Genomic DNA, 19,479 nt, shown 5'->3' with positions numbered 1-19,479 from the left:
AGCGTACGGTGTACTCACGAGGTACGGCGTACGCGGCGGCGATACGCCGTACGCGAGCCGTACCGCCGACGAACGAGGGGAACCGGAAATGACGGAAGCAAGGCCGCTGAAGGTCGTGGTGATCGTGGGCAGCGTCCGGGACGGACGGATCGGGCACCTGGTGAAGGACTGGTTCGTCGGTCAGGCGGGACCACGCGAGGACATCGAGCTGGACGTCGTGGACCTGGCCGAGGCGGCGCTCCCCGACGGGCTGCGCGGGCACTTCTTCGGCGAGCGGCCCGAGGAGGTCGTCGCCCTCCAGCCCCGGCTCAGGGCCGCCGACGCCTTCGTCGTGATCGTGCCGGAGTACAACCGGGGCTACCCGGCCGCGCTGAAGGTGCTGATCGACTCGTACGGCCCCGGCGAATGGGGCTACAAGCCGGTCGCGTTCGTGTCCTACGGCAGCATGCGCTTCGGCGGGGTCATGGCCGCCGAGCAGCTCCGCCCGGTCTTCACCGAGGTGGGCGCGACCACGATCCGCGACAGCGTCGCCTTCAGCCAGGTCTGGGAGCTCTTCGGCGAGGACGGCTCCTGGCCGAGGGAACCCGAGGGCTGCAACGCCGCCGCCAAGGTCATGCTCGACCAGCTCACCTGGTGGGCCCACGCGCTGCGCGACGCCCGGGCCGCGCGCCCGATCGGCCGGTGAGGACGGTGCTGTTCCGGCTCCTCCGGGAGCGCGCCCGCCCCTACCGCGGCGCGATCGCCCTGGTGATGGTGCTCCAGCTCGCCCAGTCCGTGGCCGCCCTGCTGCTGCCCACCCTCAACGCCCGCATCGTGGACGAGGGCGTGCTGCGCGGCGACACGGGCGCGATCCTGTCCTCCGGCGCGATCATGCTCGGCGCGACGCTGGCCCAGCTCGCCGCCTCGGCCACCGCCGGATACTTCGCCGCCCGCACGGCCATGGCCATCGGCCGCGACCTGCGCGCGGCCGTGTTCACCCGGGTCCAGGGCCTGTCCGCCAGGGAGATCGCCGCGTTCGGCGCGCCGACGCTGCTCACCCGCTCGACCAACGACGCCCAGCAGGTGCAGACGCTCGTCCTCATGGCCCTGACCAGCCTGGCGACCACCCCGATGATGTTCATCGGCGGCATCGCGATGGCGCTCGGCCTCGAACCCCGCCTGTCGGCCCTGCTCCTGGCCGTGCTGCCCGCGATGGTGGGCGTGCTCGGATTCCTCCTGTGGCGCATGGGCCCGCCGTACCGCGTCATGCAGGGCCGGCTCGACCAGGTCAACCGCGTGATCGGCGAGCAGATCGCCGGGGTGCGGGTCGTGCGCGCGTTCGTGCGGGACCGGCGGGAGCGGGAGCGGTTCGCCGAGGCCAACGAGGGGCTGACCAAGGCGGGGCTGAAGGCGTCCCGGTTCATGGTGCTCATGTTCCCCGCGGGCATGCTCGTCTCCAACCTGGGGGCGGTCGCCGCGGTCTGGATCGGGGGCCACCTCATCGACGACGGCTCCATGCGGCCGGGCACCCTGATCGCCTTCCTGAACTACCTGGCGCTGATCCTCGGCTCGGCGCTGTTCGCCACCTTCACCGTGATCATGGCACCGCGCGCGCAGGTCAGCGCCGAGCGCATCGGCGAGGTCCTGGGCACCCGCTCCAGCCTGGTCCCGCCCGCCGCGCCGGTCTCCCCGCCCGTACGGCGGGGCGTGCTGGAGCTGCGCGGGGTCGGCTTCCGGTACCCCGGCGCGGAGCGGCCCGTCCTGCGCGGCGTGGACCTGACCGCCCGTCCCGGCCAGACCACCGCGATCGTCGGCTCCACCGGCAGCGGCAAGTCCACGCTGCTCAGCCTGATCCCCCGGCTGTCCGATCCCACCGAGGGGACCGTGCTCATCGACGGCGTGGACGTGCGCGACCTCGGCCCGTCCGACCTGGTCGGCCTGGCCGGGATCGCCCCGCAGCGCTCCCACCTGTTCGCCGGGACCGTGCGCTCGAACCTGTCGTACGGCAGGCCGGGCGCGACCGACGCCGAGCTGTGGCACGCGCTGGAGGTGGCGCAGGCCCGCGAGTTCGTCGAGGCGCTGCCGGACGGGCTGGACGCCGAGGTCGCGCAGGGCGGGACGAACTTCTCCGGCGGGCAGCGGCAGCGCCTGGCCATCGCCCGGCTGCTGGTCGCCCGGCCCCGGATCTACCTGTTCGACGACACGTTCTCCGCGCTGGACGTGGTGACCGAGCGGGCCCTGCGCGAGGCCCTGGCCCGCGAGACCCGGGAGGCGACCGTCGTGCTCGTGACCAACCGGGTCGCCACCGCGCGGCACGCCGACCGCGTCGTCGTGCTCCACGAGGGCGAGGTCGCCGGCGTCGGCGCCCACCACGAGCTGATGCGGACCAGCCGGACCTACAGGGAGATCGTGTTCTCCCAGCTCACCGAGGAGGAGGCCGCGTGAACGGCACCGTCAGCCGCCTGCTGGGCCTGATGCGGCCCGAGCGCGCCGCGCTCGCCGGTTCCCTGGTCTTCGCGGGGCTCGGCGTCGCGCTGACCGTGGTCGTGCCGAAGATCCTCGGCTCGGCCACCGACCTGATCATCTCCGGGACGCGGGGCGGCGGCGTGGACTTCACCGCCCTGGGCCGGACGATCCAGCTCGTCCTGACCCTCTACCTGCTGTCGTTCGCCGCGACCGCCGTGCAGCAGCGGCTCACCGTCTCGGTCGTGCAGCGGCTGGCCGCCCGGCTGCGGGACCGCGTGCAGGGGAAGCTGTCGCGGCTGCCCCTGGCGTACTTCGACCGGCAGGCGCGCGGCGAGGTGCTCTCCCGTGCCACCAACGACGTGGACAACCTCTCCACGAACCTCCAGCAGGTGCTGAGCGTGCTGCTCAACGCGCTGTTCACGCTGGTGGGCGTGCTGGCGATGATGGTGTGGACCTCGCCGCTGCTCGCGCTGGTGGCGCTGGTCGCCGTGCCCTCGACGGTCGTCGTGGCCCGGCTGCTCGCCCGGCGCGCCCGGCCCCGGTTCGCCGAGCAGATGGCGGCGACCGGCCGCGTGAGCGCCCATGTCGAGGAGGTCTACGCCGGGCACGCGCTGGTCCGGGTCTTCGGGCGGCAGGAGGCGGAGGCGGAGCGGTTCGCCGAGCACAACGAGGCGATGTTCCGGGCGGCGTTCCGGGCGCAGTTCCTGTCCGGCCTGGTCGGGCCCGTCATGATGACGCTGCTCAACCTGAACTTCGTGCTCGTCGCGGTCATCGGCGGGCTCCGGGTGGCCGCGGGGGCGCTGTCGATCGGCGGCATCCAGGCGTTCCTGCAGTACACCCAGCAGTTCGGCCAGCCGGTCAACCAGGCCGCGCAGACCGCCACGCTCACGCAGTCCCTGCTGGCCTCGGCCCGGCGCGTGTTCGAGCTGCTGGACGAGGAGGAGCAGATCCCCGACCCGGCCGAGCCGGCCCGCCTGGAGCGGGTGGCCGGGCGCGTGGTCTTCGAGGACGTCGCCTTCCGCTACGAGCCGGACCGCCCGCTCATCGAGGGCCTGTCGCTCGTCGCGGAGCCGGGCCGCACGGTGGCCATCGTCGGGCCGACCGGCGCCGGCAAGACCACGCTGGTCAATTTGATCATGCGGTTCTACGAGCCGACCGGCGGGCGGATCACGATCGACGGCGTGGACATCACCCGCATGACCCGCGAGGACCTGCGGAGCCGCCTCGGGATGGTGCTCCAGGACACCTGGCTCTTTCACGGCACGATCGCCGACAACATCGCGTACGGCGCCGCGGGGGCCACGCGCGAGCGGGTGGTGGCGGCGGCCGAGGCCGTGGACCTCGACCGGTTCGTCCGCACCCTGCCCGACGGGTACGACACGGTGATCGACGACGAGGGCGGCAACCTCAGCGCGGGGGAGAAGCAGCTCGTCACCATCGCCCGCGCCCTCCTGGCCGACCCGGCGATCCTGATCCTCGACGAGGCGACCAGTTCCCTGGACACCCGCACCGAGGTCCTGGTCCAGCGCGCGATGGCCGCCCTCCGCGAGGGCCGTACCAGTTTCGTCATCGCGCACCGGCTGTCCACGATCCGCGACGCGGACCTCATCCTGGTCATGGAGGACGGCCGCGTCGTCGAGCAGGGCTCCCACGCCGAGCTGCTGCGCGCCGGGGGCCACTACGCCCGGCTCACCGCCGCCCAGCTCCCCACCGCCGCGTGACCTCGCCCGGTACGGCTCGCGCCGGCACGGCGCGCGAGCCGTACCGGGCGAGGGAGGGGCCGCGGAGTCCTGGGAGCCCGGGTCCCCGGGGGGCGCGGGTCCCCGGGGCCGCGGGTCGCACGGCCGCCGAGCCGGTCAGGACCGGAAGGCGCCGGCGTTCTCGGCGGCCCACTGGGCGAAGGTGCGGGCGGGCCGGCCGGTGACCCGCTCGACCGTCGGGACGACGGTGTAGCCGACCTCGGGGGTGTTGCCGAGGGCGTCGATGAGGAAGTCGATGACGGGCGGGGGCATGCCCTCGGCGCTCCACTTCTCCCGCGCCTGCTCCTCGGTGAGCTCCACGAACCCGATCTCGCGGCCGACCGCCTCGCTGAGGATGCGGATCTTCTCGGTGGTGGTCAGCGCCTCGGGACCGGTGATCGTGTACGTCCTGCCGCCGTGGCCGTCCTCGGTGAGCGCGGCCACCGCGACCGCGGCGATGTCGGCCTCGTGGACGAGCGCGCTCAGCCGGCCGCCGAACGGCTCGCGCACCACGCCCTCCGTGCGCACCGCCTCGGCCCACCACAGCCGCGTGTTGGACATGAACTCGACCGGGTGCAGGTACGCGCACTGGATGCCGCTCGCCGCGAGGGCCGTCTCCAGCTCGCCCTCCTCGCGCCCGCCGAGCAGGGTCACCCGCCGCACGCCGTTGGCGACCAGCAGCTCGACGATGCGCCGCCCGTTCTCCAGCGCGCCGTAGTCGTCCCCGGCGAAGTTGATCAGGTGCACGCCGACGACGCCGGCGAAGGCGGCCTCCAGCGTCTCCGGCTTGGCGAGGTCGCCGCCGACCACCTCCACGCCCTCGGGCAGGTTCGCCCGCTCCGGCGTCCGGGACAGGGCGCGGACCGCGTGACCCGCCTCGACGAGCTGCTCGACGACGTGACGGCCGACGGTCCCGGTGGCGCCGGTGACGAGGTAGGTCATGGTGCTCTCCTTCGAGATTTATCCGAACGGAATGTTCAGTTCCACTATACAGGAACGGAATGATTCATTCCACTAGAAATCGAAGCGCTCCGGACGAGACGCCCCGCTGAGCAGCGGGTCTCGACATGAGAGACGAAACTTCTTGATATCTGAGACGCGCGCTAGGGTTCGGTGATCGGGCCGAACGAAGGGGTTGCCCATGAACGCCGTCTACACGCACGGCCACCACGAGTCCGTGCTGCGCTCGCACCGGTGGCGCACCGCCGAGAACTCCGCCGCCTACCTGCTGCCGCACCTCGGACCGGGCATGCGGCTGCTGGACGTGGGGAGCGGGCCGGGGACGATCACCATGGACCTGGCCGGCCGGGTCGCGCACGTGACGGCCACCGAGGTGACCGAGGACGCGCTCGCGCTGGCCCGGGCGGAGGCCGCGGCGCGGGGGGTCGCGAACGTGGACTTCGCGGTGGCGGACGCGCACGCGACGGGGTTCCCCGACGGGGCGTTCGACGTCGTCCACGCGCACCAGGTGCTCCAGCACCTGGGCGACCCGGTGCGCGCGCTGCGCGAGATGCGCCGGATCACCCGGCCCGGCGGGATCGTCGCGGCCAGGGACAGCGACTACGCCGCGTTCGCCTGGTACCCCCGGGTGCCCGCCCTCGACGAGTGGATGGCGCTCTACCAGCGGGTGGCGCGCGGCAACGGCGGCGAGCCCGACGCGGGCCGGCGCCTGCTGTCCTGGGCGCGGGAGGCCGACTTCACGGACGTCACCGCGACCTCGTCCACCTGGTGCTTCGCCACGCCCGAGGACCGCGCCTGGTGGGGCGGCATGTGGGCCGACCGCGTCCTGTCCTCGGCGATGGCGGCCCAGGCGCTGGCGACCGGAGCCGCCACCGAGGCGGATCTGCGCCGCGTCTCCGACGGCTGGCGCGAGTGGGCGGCCGCGGAGGACGGCTGGTTCTCCCTCCTCCACGGCGAGATCGTCTGCCGCGCCTGACCCCGGCCCCCTGCGCGTCCGGTACGGCGGGCGCCGCGCTCCGCCGTACCGGGAGGGCCGTCAGGAGCGCAGGGCGCGCGCCATGCGCGTGACGGCCTCGTCGATCAGCTCGGGGGAGCAGCCGAAGTTGAAGCGGGCGTGGCCTTCCCCGTGGAGGCCGAACGCCGGGCCGGAGCCGAGGGCCACGCGGGCGCGGGCCAGGAACTCGGCGGCGGGGTCGTCGCCCAGGCCCAGGGCGCGGAAGTCCAGCCAGGCCAGGTAGCTCGCGCGCGGCTCGGGGAACGTGACGCCGGGCAGGGCCTCGGCGAGCCTGTCGCGCAGCAGGGCGACGTTCGCGGCCAGCGACGCGGCCAGCCGCTCCAGCCAGGCGTCCTCGCCGGAGAACGCGGCGATCGAGGCGATCAGCCCCAGGTGGCCCACGCCCCAGGGCAGCTCCTCGGGCATCTCGCCCAGCAGGTCGCGCCGCCCGTCCGCGATGATCAGCGCGCACTTGAGCCCGGCCACGTTGAACGCCTTGGACGCGCTGGTGAACGCGATCCCGGTCTCGGCCGCCGCGTCGCTGACGGTGAGATATGGGTCGAACCCCTGCCCGGTGTGGGTCAGCGGCGCGTGGATCTCGTCGGAGAGCACGATCGCGCCGTACGTCCGCGCCAGCTCGGCCAGCGCGCGCAGTTCTTCGGCCGTGTGCACGCGGCCGAAGGGGTTGTGCGGGTGGCACAGGAGCACGACGCGCGTGCCGTCCGCGAGCGCCCGCTCGATCCCGTCCAGGTCGAGCCGCCCGCCCCGCTCCCTGTCGATGAGCGGCACGGCGACGGTTCTCGCGCCGGACTCCCGCAGCCAGGGATAGAAGGACGGGTACACCGGCGGCATGATCAGCACGCCGTCGCCGGGCCGGATGAGCCGCCGCAGCACCTCGACGACGCCGACCCCGACGTCCGCGCAGGTCGCCACGCCGTCGGGCTCGACCTTCCAGCCCCACCGCCGCAGCGCGAACCCGCGGAACGCCTCCACCAGCTCGGTGACGTCCCCGGCGTACCCGGTGTCGCCCCGCTCGACCGCCTCGTGCAGCGCGGCGGCGATGCCCGGCGCCAGCCGTACGTCCATCTCGGCCACGGGGAGCGGCAGCACGTCGGAGGGGTAGGTGGTCCACTTGGCGCTGCGCCGCCGGCGGAGCTCGGCGGTCGGGATGTCGAAAACGGTGCTCATCCGGAAATCCTGACATAGGCCCCGAAAGGCAGCAGTCGCGTCTCAAGCGCCGGTACGGCTGTCGCGTGCCGCCGCTCCCGTGTCAAGGGACGAGCGGCGGCGGCCATACGGATCATCGGAGCCATACCATACGGTATGGTATGGTCAGGTCATGGCAGGGAAACGGGACTGGCTGGAGACGGGGCTCCGCGTGCTGGGCCGGGACGGCGCGCGGGCGCTGACGGTCGAGCGGCTGTGCGCGGAACTCGACCTGACGAAGGGGTCCTTCTACCACCACTTCAAGGGCATGGCGGGATTCACGGCGGACCTCCTCGCCTACTTCGAGATCGAGCACACCGGGCGGCTGATCGACGAGGTCGAGGCCCGGGGACCCGAGGGGGGCCGGGCCAAGCTGGCGCGGCTGCTGGACCTGGTGGTGGCGGACGAGACGCGGCACGCCGGGCTGGAGTCGGCCGTGCGCGCCTGGGCGTTCCAGGACCCGAAGGTCCACGCGGTGCAGGAGCGCGTGGACCGGCGGCGGGTGGACTACCTGCGCGGCCTCTGCCGGGAGATGGGCGTCCCCGACGCCGAGCCGATGGCGGAGCTGTTCCACCTGGTCCTCGTCGGCGCGCAGCAGTCGGTGCCGCCCGTCGGCCCGGACGCCCTCCGCGACGTCTACACGCTGGCCCTGCGCCTGGCTCCCGAGGAGGAGGAGAAGGCATGAGCACGCTGACCCGCTGGGTCCCCCGGCTGATCTTCATCACGTCCGCGTTCCACTTCGTCTGGGCGTTCGCGCAGCGCAACGCCTGGGCCGAGATCGCCCGTGGCGGCTTCTTCGCCACCGCCGCCGATCCCTCGGCCCCGGGTTACGACCTGCGCGACTCGACCGTCTGGTTCATGGTCGGCGGCATCGCCCTGCTCGCGCTGGGCGCCCTCACCCGCCACGTCGCCCGCGTGACCGGGCGCATCCCGGCCCAGATCGGCTGGTTCTTCGTGGCGATGGGCATCCCCCTGACCGTCATCTACTTCCCCGTCACCGGGGGCTGGGCGGTGCTCGCCATCGGCGTCGTGGCCCTGCTGGCGGCCCGCCGCGCCGAGCCCCGCGCCGCGTCCGCCCCCTGACCGATCCGGCCGCGCCCGCCCGCCGTACGGCGGGCCGCCGGCGTACGGCGGGCGAGGGGGCGATGTGACGCAAGGTGACGAGGCGTGCTCGCGGGGTTGGGAAGGCGGCGGGGTGACAAAGGTGAGGGAGGGAACCTTGTAGGGAAGGGCTCTACTCCTTCCGATCTTGCCGCGAGAGGGTCGGGGTGTGACGACACTCTTGGAGACCCTGACGGAGAAGGCGCTGCGGCGGGAGACCCCGACGCGCGAGGAGGCGATGGCCGTCCTGGGCGGGGAGGGCGAGCTGCTGGACGTGGTCGCGGCGGCGGCCCGGGTCCGGCGCGAGTTCTTCGGTAACCGGGTGAAGCTCAACACGATCATCAACATGAAGTCCGGCATGTGCCCGGAGGACTGCTCGTACTGCTCACAGCGGCTCGGTTCCAAGGCGGAGATCCTCAAGTACACCTGGATTTCGCCCGAGGAGGCCGCCGAGCACGCGGGCCGCGCCGTACGCGCCGGGGCCAAGCGCGTGTGCCTGGTCGCCAGCGGGCGCGGGCCCGGCGACCGGGACATCACGCGCATCGAGAACACGATCGCGGCGGTCAAGGGCGACCATCCGGACGTCGAGGTGTGCGTCTGCCTCGGCCTGCTCGGGGAGGGGCAGGCGGAGCGGCTCGCCGACGCGGGGGCGCACGCGTACAGCCACAACCTCAACACGAGCGAGGAGCGGTACGCCGACATCTGCTCGACCCACACCTTCGCCGACCGTGTGGACACGCTGCGGCGCGCGACCGAGGCCGGACTGTCCCCGTGCTCCGGGGCGATCTTCGGCATGGGGGAGTCCGACGAGGACATCGTGGACCTGGCGTTCGCGCTGCGCGAGCTGGACCCCGACTCGGTGCCGGTGAACTTCCTCATCCCGTTCGACGGCACGCCGCTCGGCGGGCGCTGGGAGCTGACGCCGGACCGGTGCGTGCGGATCCTCGCGCTGTTCCGGTTCTTCTTCCCCGACGTGGAGGTACGGCTCGCCGGCGGGCGCGAGATCCACCTGCGCAGCCTCCAGCCGCTCGCGCTGCACCTGGCCAACTCGATCTTCCTGGGCGACTACCTGACCAGCGAGGGCCAGCCCGGCGCGGACGACCTCCAGATGATCGCGGACTCCGGGTTCGTGGTGGAGGGCGCGGACGAGCCCACCCTTCCCGCCGCCCGCCACGACCTGGTGACGATCCGGCGGCGCGGCGCGGGCAGCGCCAAGGCCCGCCGCGCCGAGGCCGTACGGCAGGGCGAGCCCGCCGCCGCCGACGGGCCCGGCGCCGATGGGTGAGGACCTGACCCCGGCGCGGCTCCTGGAGCTGGACCGGGACCACGTCTGGCACCCCTACGCGCCCATGCCGGGCAGGATCCCGCCGCTGCTGGTCGAGTCGGCCGCCGGGGTCCGGCTGCGGCTCGCCCAGCCCGCGTACGGCGTGAGCGAGCTGGTGGACGGCATGTCGTCGTGGTGGTCGGCGATCCACGGGTACGCCCACCCGGTGCTCGACGCGGCGGCCCGCGACCAGCTCGGCCGGATGAGCCACGTGATGTTCGGCGGCCTCACCCACGAGCCCGCGATCCTGCTCGCGCGGCGGCTCGTCGAGATCACGCCGGAGCCGCTCCAGCACGTCTTCTTCAGCGACTCGGGCTCGGTCTCCGTCGAGGTCGCGATGAAGATGGCGCTGCAGTACCAGCGCTCGCGCGGCCTGCCGGGCAGGCGGCGGCTGCTGACCTGGCGCGGCGGCTACCACGGCGACACGTGGCACCCGATGTCCGTGTGCGACCCCGACGGCGGGATGCACACCCTGTGGAGCCGGGCGCTGCCCGCGCAGGTCTTCGCGGACCCGCCCCCGGCCGAGTTCTCGCAGGCGTACGTGGACCACCTGGACGCCGTGCTGGGCGCCCACGCGGACGAGGTCGCGGCGGTCATCGTGGAGCCCGTGGTCCAGAACGCGGGGGGCATGCGCTTCCACTCCCCGCGGTACCTGACCGCGCTGCGCGAGCTGACCACCGCCCACGACGTCCTGCTGATCTTCGACGAGATCGCGACGGGCTTCGGCCGCACGGGGGAGCTCTTCGCCGCCGGGCACGCCGGGGTCAGCCCCGACGTGATGTGCCTGGGCAAGGCGCTGACCGGCGGCTACCTGAGCATGGCCGCGACGCTGTGCACCGAGCGCGTGGCCGAGGGGATCGCCGGGGGCGAGGTGCCCGTGCTGGCCCACGGCCCCACCTTCATGGCCAACCCGCTCGCGGCCGCCGTCGCCGCCGCGTCCCTGGACCTGCTCCTGGAGTCGGACTGGCGCACGGAGGTGGGGCGCGTCTCGGCCGCCCTGTCGGCCGGCCTCGCCCCGGCGCGCGACGTCCCGGGCGTGCGCGACGTCCGCGTGCTCGGCGCGATCGGCGTGGTCCAGCTCGACCACGAGGTGGACATGGCCGCCGCCACCCGGGCCGCCGTCGAGCGCGGCGTCTGGCTCCGCCCGTTCCGCGACCTCGTCTACACCATGCCGCCGTACGTCACCGGCGACGAGGACCTGGCCCGGATCTGCGCCGCCGCCGTCGCCGCCGCGGAGGCCGGCTGACCGCTCAGGAGGCGGCGGCCCCCGTGAGCCGGGGCGCGGCGTCCGCGCCCCGGCGGGCGGTGACGAGGATGAGCACGCCCGTCACGAGCAGCCACAGCACGAAGGGGTTCGCCGCCACCCGCTCGATCCCGCCGAAGCCGAGGCCCGCGTAGGACCCGCTGACCAGCATCGCCGTGGCCACGAGCCCGACCGCGCCGCACAGGAGCGTGAACACCGCCGCGCCCCGCCGTACCCGCCACAGGGCGGCGGCCAGCACGAGCAGGCCGATGTTCTGCCCGGCGAAGGCCACCAGCGCGAACAGGTTGTGGGTGGGGAGGTCCACGTTCTCCGGCACCAGCGCCGCCCCGATCGCCCCGGCCCCGGCCAGCCCGAGCAGGATCAGCCCGGCCGTCCGCGTCTTGCCCCGGGGCCACCACCGCGCGGTCAGCGCCGCGCCCGCGATGATCAGCACGCCGAAGGCCACCTGCGAGGCGTTGAACGCCGCGTGCAACGGCGAGCAGACGTCCCGCCCCTCGAACGGCGCGCACGCGGTGTTGCCGAGGTCGCTGATGGCGTGCTCGCCGAAGCTGTACGGCGTCCGCCACGCGCCGGCCGCGACGATCTCGACGATGAGGTTCTGGAGCGCCAGCACCCACAGCACGGCGCCCACCCGGATCACGTTCATCCATCCCCCTGAGATGAGCCGGGCGAGCTCCGGCGGCACCGCGCGCCTCCCCGAAGGCGACGGCTGGTGATCATGACGCGGCCATCATGCCAAGCCCGCCGCGCCGCGCGGAAGGCCCCGCGAGGCGGTCGCCGTACGCCCTGGAGTCCTGCCCGCGCCGCCTCCCGGAGTCAGCGTACGGAATGGGGGGGCGCGGGATAGGATCGCGCGAAATCCCGACCCGGTGGAGGACTCGTGTCCGTGTCCCGGCCGCTGACCCTGCTCATCGCTCTCACCTGCGCGGGAGCCCTCACCGGCTGCCAGTCCGGCGCCGGGGCGGGAGGCGGGGCGGGAGGCGGGGCGGGGCGCGCGGCGGAGGAGCCTCCCGTCGCGCGCGGTCCGAGGTCCCCGTCTCCGGCGCCGGCCTCCTCCTCCGCGGCCCCCCGGTCCGCCGCCACGCCCGCCTCGGGCAAGCCGTCCCCCGCCGCGTGCCCCTCGCCGGCGGAGATCGCCGACGCCGTCACGGCCTACGACGGGAGCCGCGGCGTGATCGTCTCCCGCGACATCACCTGCGAAGGCGACTGGGCGACGACCTCCATGCGCTACCCGGGCAGCGACCCGGCCCGCGTGGTCGTGCGCCGGCAGAAGGGCGAACTCCGCCTGGTCACGTACGGCACCGACGCCCTCTGCGAGGGCGAGGAGATGACGGGCGTCCCCAGCAAGATCAGAAAGGCCCTCGGGGACTACTGCTGACCCCGCCCGAAGCCGGGGCGGCGGCCGTACGGCGGGCGGCGATGACCCCGGCGGCGCAGACGATCGCGAAGCCGAACAGGACGAATCGCGCCGAGTCGAGCATCGAGTCGCCCCCGAGGTTGACCAGGACGCCCGCGATCGCCGTGCCGAACGCGATCGACAGGCTCGTCACGGTCGCGACCGCCGCCGCCGCGCGCCGTCCCTCCTCGGGGTCGGGGACGCTGGTCATAGCGGCCACCGACAGGTGGGGGTAGGCCAGGCCGATGCCCGATCCCGCCGCGAACAGCACCGGGACCCAGGCGATCACCAGCCAGAGCGGGGTGTCCTGCCGCTGGAGCAGGCCGTGCGCGAGGAGGCCGAGCGCCAGCACCAGCGGCCCGGCGACGCACAACCGGCGCACGGTCCGCCGCCGCGTGGCCGACGAGCTGACGAGCTGGGTCAGCGACCAGCCCAGCGAGACGGCCGCGCCGAACAGCCCGGCGGCGAGCGGCGCCAGCCCGCCCAGCCGCTGGGCGAAGAGCGGGACGAACGACTCGACCGCGACCCCGAAGGCGAGCAGCCCCAGCGTGAGATAGATCCACTTCAGCGGCGAGTCCGCCCGGTAGACGGCGACCGGGAAGACCCGCCGCTCCCCGCGCCGCTCGTGCGCGATGAAGACGATCATCAGGAGCAGCGCCACGACGACGCCGCCCGCCATCGCCGCCGTGCCGGGCAGCACCCCGGCCAGGCTCACCGCCGCCGTGGCCGCCGTGACCAGCAGCAGCGACACGACAGGGACCGGCTCGCGCGCGCCCACGACTTCGCCTCGCGGCAGCACGCGGGGGACGAGGACGCCGCAGACCCCGGCCATCGCCGCCATCGCCCCGAACGCCAGGCGCCACGAGCCGAACTGGGCGAACAGCCCGCCGAGGGCGGGCCCGGCGAAGTTGCCCACGCCGTACATCGCCGACATCAGCGCGTTCCTGCGCGTCCACAGCCGGGGCGGCAGCGCCGCGCGGATGACGGCGAACCCGAGCCCGGACAGCAGCCCCGCCCCGAACCCCTGCACCGCGCGGCCCGCCAGCAGCGCCGGCATCACCGGGCTCAGCGCGCACGCCACCGAGCCCCGGAGGAACACCGAGAACCCGAGGAGGTAGGCCCCGACGTTCCCGAACCGGCCCAGGAACCGGCTGACCAGCATCGTCGCGATCACCATGGCGACGAGGCAGACGGTCATGTTCCACGCGTAGAAGCCGCCGCCGCCGATGTCGGCCACCACGGTCGGCAGCAGGCTCGACGCCAGGTAGATGTTGACCGCCCCCACGAGCACCCCGCCCGCCAGCACGATCGCGGCTCCGAGGTGCTCCGGCCCCAGCAGCTCTCCCCAGGAGGGGGCGGGCGCGCCGGGGCCGTCTTCCCGAGGGGCGGCCTCGGCCGTGGCGGGCCGCCCGTTGTCGTCAGCACTCATGACTTCAAGGCTGTCGTTGAAGCGGTCCCGGAGACTTTCGCCGCCGTCTCCTGCGCGGGCCGCCGCCAACCCTCAACCCGCGGTGCAACCCCCCGCCGCCGGGGGCGGGGGTTCAGGCGAAGGCGGTGGCGTGGGTGGTCGCCCACTGGTCGAAGGTGCGGGCGGGGCGGCCCAGGATCCGCTCGACGTCGGGGTGGACGCGGGACTCGTCGAGGGTGCCGTCCACGTTGAAGCCGAAGAAGGCGTCCACGTACTCGCGCGGCATCCGCGCCTCCAGGTAGGCGCGGGCCTCCTCGTCCGACAGGCCAACGAAGCGCAGGTCCCGGCCGAGGACGCGGGCCAGCACGGCGACCTGCTCGGCGGGCAGCAGCGACTCGGGGCCGGTCAGCTCGTGGACGCGCCCGTCGTGGCCGTCGCCGGTCAGCGCCCGCGCCGCCACGGCCGCGATGTCGAAGGGGTCGACGCAGGCCGCCCGCACGCCGGGGAACGGGACGCGGACCACGTCCCCCTCGCGCAGTTGCGGCAGCCAGCGCAGCGCGTTGGACATGAACGCCCGGGCTCGCAGGAACGTCCACGCCAGCCCCGACGCCCGCACGGCGCGCTCGGACAGCGTCATGTACCGGGAGACGGCGTTGCCCATGTCCTCCAGCGCGGCCGAACCGCCCGACAGCAGCACCACGTGCCGCACGCCCGCCTCCCCGGCCCTGGCCAGCATGCCCGGCATGTCGTCGTAGCCGGGCAGCAGGAAGATCCCGCGCACGCCCCGGAGCGCGCCGGTCAGGCTCTCCGGCCGGTTGAGGTCGCCGACGACGGGCTCGGCGCCCTCCGGGACGGCCGCGCCGGCCCTGCGGACCAGCGCGCGGACGGGTTCGCCCGCCGCGATCAGCGCCCGGGTCAGCTCCCCGCCGACGTTGCCGGTGGCACCGGTGATCAGGTACATCGCCACTCCTGGATCTCTCGGGCGGACCCGGGCGGGCCCATCGCCGCGCGCCGCCGTCTCCGCCTCGCCTCCCGGAGGCGACAGCCCCCGAAGATCATGAATTCCATCCCGGCCCGGCACGCCGCACAAGTGCATTTGTCATGAGATGCGCAGGTTCATCCGGAGCCCCGGGCGGCGGCCGTACGGCGAGCGGCGGCTCTCGGCGGCACTCAGGGGAGGAGCAGGCCCCAGTGGAGGGCCCAGGGGAGGAAGAGCGCGCCGCCCGCGGCCAGGACGCGCTGCCGGAGCGGGAGGGCCTTCCAGCGGCGGGCGAGGACGACGCCCGCGACCACCGTGGCCAGGGCGAGGACCTGCAGGACGACCCAGACGACGGGACGGCCGGCGAGGAGGGGGCCGAGGTCGATGCCCCGGCCGTTCGCGGCGCCGATCATCTGGAAGGCGCCGAGGAGGGTGCCGGGCACGGTGACGAGGCCGAGTACGGCGAACGCGCGGCCGGCCCGCGACGGGACGGCGCGCCGGCGCAGCCCGGTGACCAGGTATCCGGCGAAGACGCCGACCAGGAGGGCCGCGGCGGCGAGCTGCGCCCGCCACCCCTCCCACCAGGCTGAGGGCGGCAGGTCGCGGCTGAGGGAGCGCTGCGCGGGGGCGGCGCCGGCGCTGGACGGCGGCACGCGCCCCGCGGTGACGTCCCGCACCCAGCCCCCGACCGTGGACGCGTATCCCGGGGCCAGCGCGTCGGCCTTGTCCCGGCCGGAGACCCACAGGGTGTGACCCCCGCCGAGGAACCTGACGGTGAGGGAGCCCGGGACGTTCGCCCGGAAGACCTCGGCGCTCTCGGCGGGAGGGACCTGGTCGTCCCGGTCGCCCCAGATGGCCAGGACGGGCTGCCGGACCCGCCGCAGGGTGCCCGCCGCGTCGGCGCGGTCGCCGGGGAAGAGGCCGGCGTCGCTGGTGAGCCGGTAGAGCTCGCGGCCGAGCACGGACCTGACCGATCCCTCGATCCCGGCCCGGTCGAGCTTGTTGACCATGTTCCACGCCTGCGTCCGCAGCGCCCCGAACCCCGGCCCGCCCACGGTGATCAGGAACTTGACGTCGGCGGACCGCGCGGCCGCGATCGGCGCGACCCAGCCGCCCTCGCTGAGCCCCCAGACGCCGGCCTTGGCGGGGTCCACCTCGGGGCGGGCGCGCAGCACGGCGAACGCCCGCAGCGCGTCGTCGGCCAGTTGGCCGAAGTCCCGCCGCGTCTTGCTGTACCCGGCGGCGCGCTTGTCCGGCGCGAGGACCACCATCCCCTGCCGCGCGAACTCCACGGCCTCGGTCTCCAGCGCCCGCCAGGGCCTGCCCTTGCCCGACCCGTGGATCAGCAGCAGCCCAGGCAGCCGGCCCCGCGCCCCCGGCGGCACGAAGATCCGCCCGCCGAGCCGCTGCCCGTCACCCGTGGTGAAGGCGACGTCGTGCGTCACCACCGCCGGCGCGACCGGGGGCGGGCCCGGCGATGGGGCCTGCGGCTCGGCCGCCGCCGTGGCCGCGGGGGCCGGGAGCAGGGCGGCGGTGAGCGCCAGCGCGCCCAGGATCGTCCTCATCGTGTTCTCCAGGTGTCGCGGAAAGACACCGAGGAGTCTCCGCGAACCGCCCGCGCCCCACATCGCCCGCGCGGGCGGTCACCCCTCTCCCCCGTACGGCGGAGCGCCTCGCCGCCAGGGCGGAGCGCTGACCTGGGGAGACGCGGCGGCTCACTCGCGCGACGGACGGGCGGGAGCGGGGCCGGGGCGGCCGGCGGCCATACGATGGCCGCATGTCAGAGCGTGGGGAGACGTCGTCCTCGGCCGTCCACCGGCACGAGCGGGTCCCGGACCGGGAGCAGTTGGAGCAGGCCAGCGCGGTGTTCGCGCTGCTGTCCGATCCCACGCGGCTGCACCTGCTCTGGCTGCTGTCCGAAGGCGAGGCGGACGTCACCGAGCTCGCCGAGGCCAGCGGCGCGGCGCGCCCGGCCGTCAGCCAGCACCTGGCCAAACTGCGGCTGGCGAACCTGGTCCAGTCCAGGAGGGACGGCCGCCGGGCGGTCTACTCCCTGCGCGACGGGCACCTGCGCGGGCTCGTGGCGGAGGCGCTGAACCACGCCGACCACAAGGTCACCGGGGAGCCCTGGCACTCCTGATCCCGGGGCGGGAATTTCTCCGCATCCCCCTCTGGTTAACATGTGCGCAAATGCGCACATGAGAACCAAAGGCCGGTGACCGGCCTGGGAGGGCGGAGTGATGTTGTCCGTACTACGCGATCGCACCTACCGGCACCTGTTCGCGGCGCAGGCCATCGCCCTGGTCGGCACCGGGCTGGCCACCGTGGCGCTCAGCCTGCTCGCCTACGACCTCGCGGGGGGCGGCACCTCCGCCGTACTCGGCACCGCGCTGGCCATCAAGATGGTGGCCTACGTCGGCATCGCGCCGCTGGTCGGCGCCTACGCCACCCGGATCCCGCGCCGGACCCTCATGGTGGCCGCCGATCTCATCCGCGGCGGCGTCGCCCTGGCGCTGCCGTTCGTCACCGAGGTCTGGCAGATCTACGTGCTGATCTTCCTCCTCCAGGCCGCGTCGGCGACCTTCACCCCGACCTTCCAGGCCACCATCCCCGAGGTGCTCCCGGCCGAGCGCGACTACACCCGCGCGCTGTCGCTGTCCCGGCTCGCCTACGACCTGGAGAGCCTGTTCAGCCCCGTCCTCGCGGCCGGGCTGCTGACCCTGATCAGCTACAACTGGCTGTTCTTCGGCACCGTGGTCGGCTTCCTGGCCTCGGCCGCGCTCGTCGTGTCGGTCCTCCTGCCCCGGCCGGCGGCCGTACGGCGAAGCGGCGGCGTCCTCGCCAGGACCACCTACGGCGCCCGGCTCTTCGGGAGGCGGGCGGGGCTGCGCGCCCTGCTCGCCCTGAACATGAGCGTGGCGGCGGCGGGCTCCCTGGTCATCGTCAACACCGTCGTCCTGGTCCGCGACCACCTGGGGCGTACGGCGGGCGACGTCTCGATCGCGCTCGGCGCGTTCGGGGCCGGGTCGATGGCCGTGGCCCTGCTGTTGCCCCGGGTGCTCGACCGGCTCGGGGACCGCGCGGTGATGCTGCCCGCGGCCGCCGTGCTCGCCCTGGCCCTGGCCGCCTTCACCGCCGTGGTGGCGGCGGGGGTCCTGTCCTGGCCGGTGCTGCTGATCACCTGGGCCCTCCTGGGCGCCGCCACGTCCGCCGCGCTCACCCCGACCGGCCGGCTGATCCGCGGCTCGGTGCGGCCGGCCGACCTGGCGGCGGCCTTCGCGGCGCAGTTCTCCCTCTCCCACGCGGCCTGGCTGGTCACCTACCCCCTCGCGGGCTGGCTCGCCACCACCGCCGGGATGACCGTGACCGCCGCCGTGCTCACCGCGTTCGCCCTCGTGGCCGGCATCACGGCCCGCGTCCTGTGGCCGGCCGCCGCGCAGGCCCCGGCCGCCGCCGTACCCGCTCCCGCCGCTCCCGCTTCCGCTTTCGCTCCCGCTTCCGCTCCCGCTTCCGCTCCCGCTTCCGCTCCCGCTTCCGCTTCCGCTTCCGCTTCCACTTCCGCTTCCGCTTCCGCGGTCCCGTCTGCTCCCGCCACCGTCGCGCCGGTCCGTACGATCACCCGCCCGCGCGACGACGAGCGGCACGGCCTGGCCGCGTGAGCCGGCGGGGCCCGGCGCGGCCGTGCGAAAACCGTCGGCCGGTCGTGCGCGCGGTCCGTCAGGGTCGTCCCACAACCCTTCATCCCAGGAGTGACGATGCGAGCGCTGACCTTCAACCCGGACCTCTCCTTCGCCGACGTGCCCGACCCGGTCCCCGCGCCCTCCCAGGCGCTGATCCGGGTGGCGGCCTTCTCGCTCAACTTCGGCGAGATCGCCTACCGCAGCGCGACGCCCCGGCCCGGCCACGTGCCGGGGTGGGACGCCGCCGGGGTGGTCGTCCGGGCCGCCGCCGACGGCTCGGGGCCCGCCGCCGGGACCCGCGTGGTCACCTTCGGTTGGTCGGGGGCCTGGGCGGAGCTGCGCGCCGTGGACACCTCCGAGCTGGCCGTCGTCCCCGACTCCGTCGATCTGGGCCTGGCCGCCGCGCTGCCGGTCGCCGGGGTCACCGCGCTGCAGGCCGTCCGCAGGCTCGGCCCGGTCACGGGCCGCCGCGTCCTGGTCACCGGGGCGTCCGGCGGCGCCGGCCGCTACGCCGTACAGCTCGCCGCCCGCGCGGGCGCGCACGTCGTCGCCTCGGTCGGCGGCCCCGCCCGCGCCGAGGGGCTGCGCGAGCTGGGCGCCTCGGAGGTCGTCTTCGGCCCGGAGAACCTGGCGGGGCGGGTGTACGGCGTGCTGGACCACGTGGGCGGGCGGCAGCTCGCGGAGGCGTTCTACCGGCTGGAGGACGACGGCGTGGTGATGGCCATCGGCCGCGCCGCCCGCGAGGCCACGCTCATCGACTTCGAGCTGGCGGGCACGCGGTCCGCCCGGGGCCGGATCGAGAACTTCAACGTCGCGACCCCCTTCGGCGGCGACCTCGCGCACCTGCTCGAACTGCTGGCCGCGGGCGAGCTGGACGCGCAGGTCGGCTGGCGCGGCCCCTGGGACAAGGCCGTGGAGGCCGCCGACGCCCTCCTCTCCCGCCGCGTCCCCGGAAAGGCCGTCCTCGACCTGTGACACGCGGC

Annotated in this window: 18 protein-coding genes; 12 read left to right on the top strand and 6 right to left on the bottom strand. The window is 74.5% G+C overall.

Annotated elements, in window-relative coordinates; all coding sequences use genetic code 11:
- Positions 1–88 precede the first annotated feature (88 nt).
- The 3 genes from D5H75_RS16020 to D5H75_RS16010 are packed head-to-tail and all read left to right on the top strand — an operon-like array spanning position 89 to position 4,166.
- Positions 89–685 carry an NADPH-dependent FMN reductase gene (locus D5H75_RS16020; protein WP_119927267.1) on the top strand — a complete coding sequence of 199 codons (597 nt, stop codon included), beginning with the start codon at positions 89–91 and terminating at the stop codon, positions 683–685.
- On the top strand, positions 682–2,424 hold the full coding sequence (locus tag D5H75_RS16015) for an ABC transporter transmembrane domain-containing protein (RefSeq protein ID WP_147425172.1): 1,743 nt from the start codon (positions 682–684) through the stop codon (positions 2,422–2,424). Before D5H75_RS16020 ends, D5H75_RS16015 begins: the two co-directional genes overlap by 4 nt.
- Positions 2,421–4,166: an ABC transporter ATP-binding protein gene (locus D5H75_RS16010; protein ID WP_242454271.1), complete on the top strand. Its 1,746-nt coding sequence runs from the start codon at positions 2,421–2,423 to the stop codon at positions 4,164–4,166. Before D5H75_RS16015 ends, D5H75_RS16010 begins: the two co-directional genes overlap by 4 nt.
- Before the next feature lie 135 nt (positions 4,167–4,301).
- On the opposite strand, the gene D5H75_RS16005 is transcribed toward D5H75_RS16010, so the two are convergent.
- Complete coding sequence (locus D5H75_RS16005; RefSeq protein ID WP_119927264.1) at positions 4,302–5,126, bottom strand: NAD(P)H-binding protein; 825 nt, start codon at positions 5,124–5,126, stop codon at positions 4,302–4,304.
- Positions 5,127–5,325: 199 nt separating this feature from the next.
- Here D5H75_RS16005 and D5H75_RS16000 point away from each other — a divergent pair, with 199 nt between their 5' ends.
- On the top strand, positions 5,326–6,120 hold the full coding sequence (locus tag D5H75_RS16000) for a class I SAM-dependent methyltransferase (RefSeq protein ID WP_119927263.1): 795 nt from the start codon (positions 5,326–5,328) through the stop codon (positions 6,118–6,120).
- 60 nt (positions 6,121–6,180) lie between these two features.
- Here the strand turns inward: D5H75_RS16000 and D5H75_RS15995 are convergent, their stop codons facing one another.
- A complete protein-coding gene (locus D5H75_RS15995) occupies positions 6,181–7,326 on the bottom strand; it encodes a MalY/PatB family protein (protein WP_119927262.1) in 1,146 nt (381 codons plus the stop codon).
- A 151-nt stretch (positions 7,327–7,477) separates the two neighbouring features.
- On the opposite strand from D5H75_RS15995, the gene D5H75_RS15990 reads away from it, so the two are divergent.
- From D5H75_RS15990 to D5H75_RS15975, 4 genes are all read left to right on the top strand, one after another.
- Positions 7,478–8,029, top strand: coding sequence for a TetR/AcrR family transcriptional regulator (locus D5H75_RS15990; RefSeq protein WP_119927261.1), 552 nt, complete (start codon positions 7,478–7,480; stop codon positions 8,027–8,029).
- Positions 8,026–8,427, top strand: coding sequence for a DUF6463 family protein (locus tag D5H75_RS15985; protein WP_119927260.1), 402 nt, complete (start codon positions 8,026–8,028; stop codon positions 8,425–8,427). Before D5H75_RS15990 ends, D5H75_RS15985 begins: the two co-directional genes overlap by 4 nt.
- Before the next feature lie 187 nt (positions 8,428–8,614).
- Positions 8,615–9,730, top strand: coding sequence for a biotin synthase BioB (gene bioB, locus D5H75_RS15980; RefSeq protein WP_119927259.1), 1,116 nt, complete (start codon positions 8,615–8,617; stop codon positions 9,728–9,730).
- Entirely contained in the window at positions 9,723–11,015 is a 1,293-nt protein-coding gene (locus D5H75_RS15975; RefSeq protein ID WP_119927258.1) for an adenosylmethionine--8-amino-7-oxononanoate transaminase, read from the top strand. The genes bioB and D5H75_RS15975 overlap by 8 nt, the downstream gene beginning before the upstream one ends.
- 4 nt (positions 11,016–11,019) lie before the next feature.
- Here D5H75_RS15975 and D5H75_RS15970 read toward each other — a convergent pair whose 3' ends face one another.
- Positions 11,020–11,679 carry a DUF998 domain-containing protein gene (locus D5H75_RS15970; protein ID WP_147425171.1) on the bottom strand — a complete coding sequence of 220 codons (660 nt, stop codon included), beginning with the start codon at positions 11,677–11,679 and terminating at the stop codon, positions 11,020–11,022.
- Between the two features lie 234 nt (positions 11,680–11,913).
- On the opposite strand from D5H75_RS15970, the gene D5H75_RS15965 reads away from it, so the two are divergent.
- Positions 11,914–12,411, top strand: a complete 498-nt coding sequence (locus D5H75_RS15965) for a hypothetical protein (protein WP_119927256.1) — start codon at positions 11,914–11,916, stop codon at positions 12,409–12,411.
- Here the strand turns inward: D5H75_RS15965 and D5H75_RS15960 are convergent.
- From D5H75_RS15960 to D5H75_RS15950, 3 genes are all read right to left on the bottom strand, one after another.
- Complete coding sequence (locus D5H75_RS15960; protein WP_119927255.1) at positions 12,383–13,858, bottom strand: MFS transporter; 1,476 nt, start codon at positions 13,856–13,858, stop codon at positions 12,383–12,385. The two genes, D5H75_RS15965 and D5H75_RS15960, sit on opposite strands and share 29 nt — an antisense overlap.
- 112 nt (positions 13,859–13,970) lie before the next feature.
- Positions 13,971–14,798 carry an NmrA family NAD(P)-binding protein gene (locus D5H75_RS15955; protein ID WP_119927254.1) on the bottom strand — a complete coding sequence of 276 codons (828 nt, stop codon included), beginning with the start codon at positions 14,796–14,798 and terminating at the stop codon, positions 13,971–13,973.
- 209 nt (positions 14,799–15,007) lie between these two features.
- The gene (locus D5H75_RS15950) at positions 15,008–16,381 is read right to left on the bottom strand and encodes an alpha/beta hydrolase family protein (protein ID WP_202638205.1); all 1,374 of its coding nucleotides are present in this window, start codon (positions 16,379–16,381) and stop codon (positions 15,008–15,010) included.
- A gap of 212 nt (positions 16,382–16,593) precedes the next feature.
- Here D5H75_RS15950 and D5H75_RS15945 point away from each other — a divergent pair, with 212 nt between their 5' ends.
- The 3 genes from D5H75_RS15945 to D5H75_RS15935 all read left to right on the top strand — a co-directional run bounded on the left by D5H75_RS15945 (position 16,594) and on the right by D5H75_RS15935 (position 19,471).
- Positions 16,594–16,956 carry an ArsR/SmtB family transcription factor gene (locus D5H75_RS15945; protein ID WP_119927252.1) on the top strand — a complete coding sequence of 121 codons (363 nt, stop codon included), beginning with the start codon at positions 16,594–16,596 and terminating at the stop codon, positions 16,954–16,956.
- Between the two features lie 100 nt (positions 16,957–17,056).
- A complete protein-coding gene (locus D5H75_RS15940) occupies positions 17,057–18,475 on the top strand; it encodes an MFS transporter (RefSeq protein WP_119927569.1) in 1,419 nt (472 codons plus the stop codon).
- A 96-nt stretch (positions 18,476–18,571) separates the two neighbouring features.
- Positions 18,572–19,471, top strand: a complete 900-nt coding sequence (locus D5H75_RS15935) for a zinc-binding dehydrogenase (RefSeq protein WP_119927251.1) — start codon at positions 18,572–18,574, stop codon at positions 19,469–19,471.
- Positions 19,472–19,479: the final 8 nt, after the last annotated feature.

The organism is Bailinhaonella thermotolerans (genome assembly GCF_003594875.1).
GTDB lineage: Bacteria > Actinomycetota > Actinomycetes > Streptosporangiales > Streptosporangiaceae > Bailinhaonella > Bailinhaonella thermotolerans.
The sequence above is the reverse complement of the archived record's forward strand: the minus strand, read 5'-3'. Positions and strand labels throughout refer to the sequence as shown.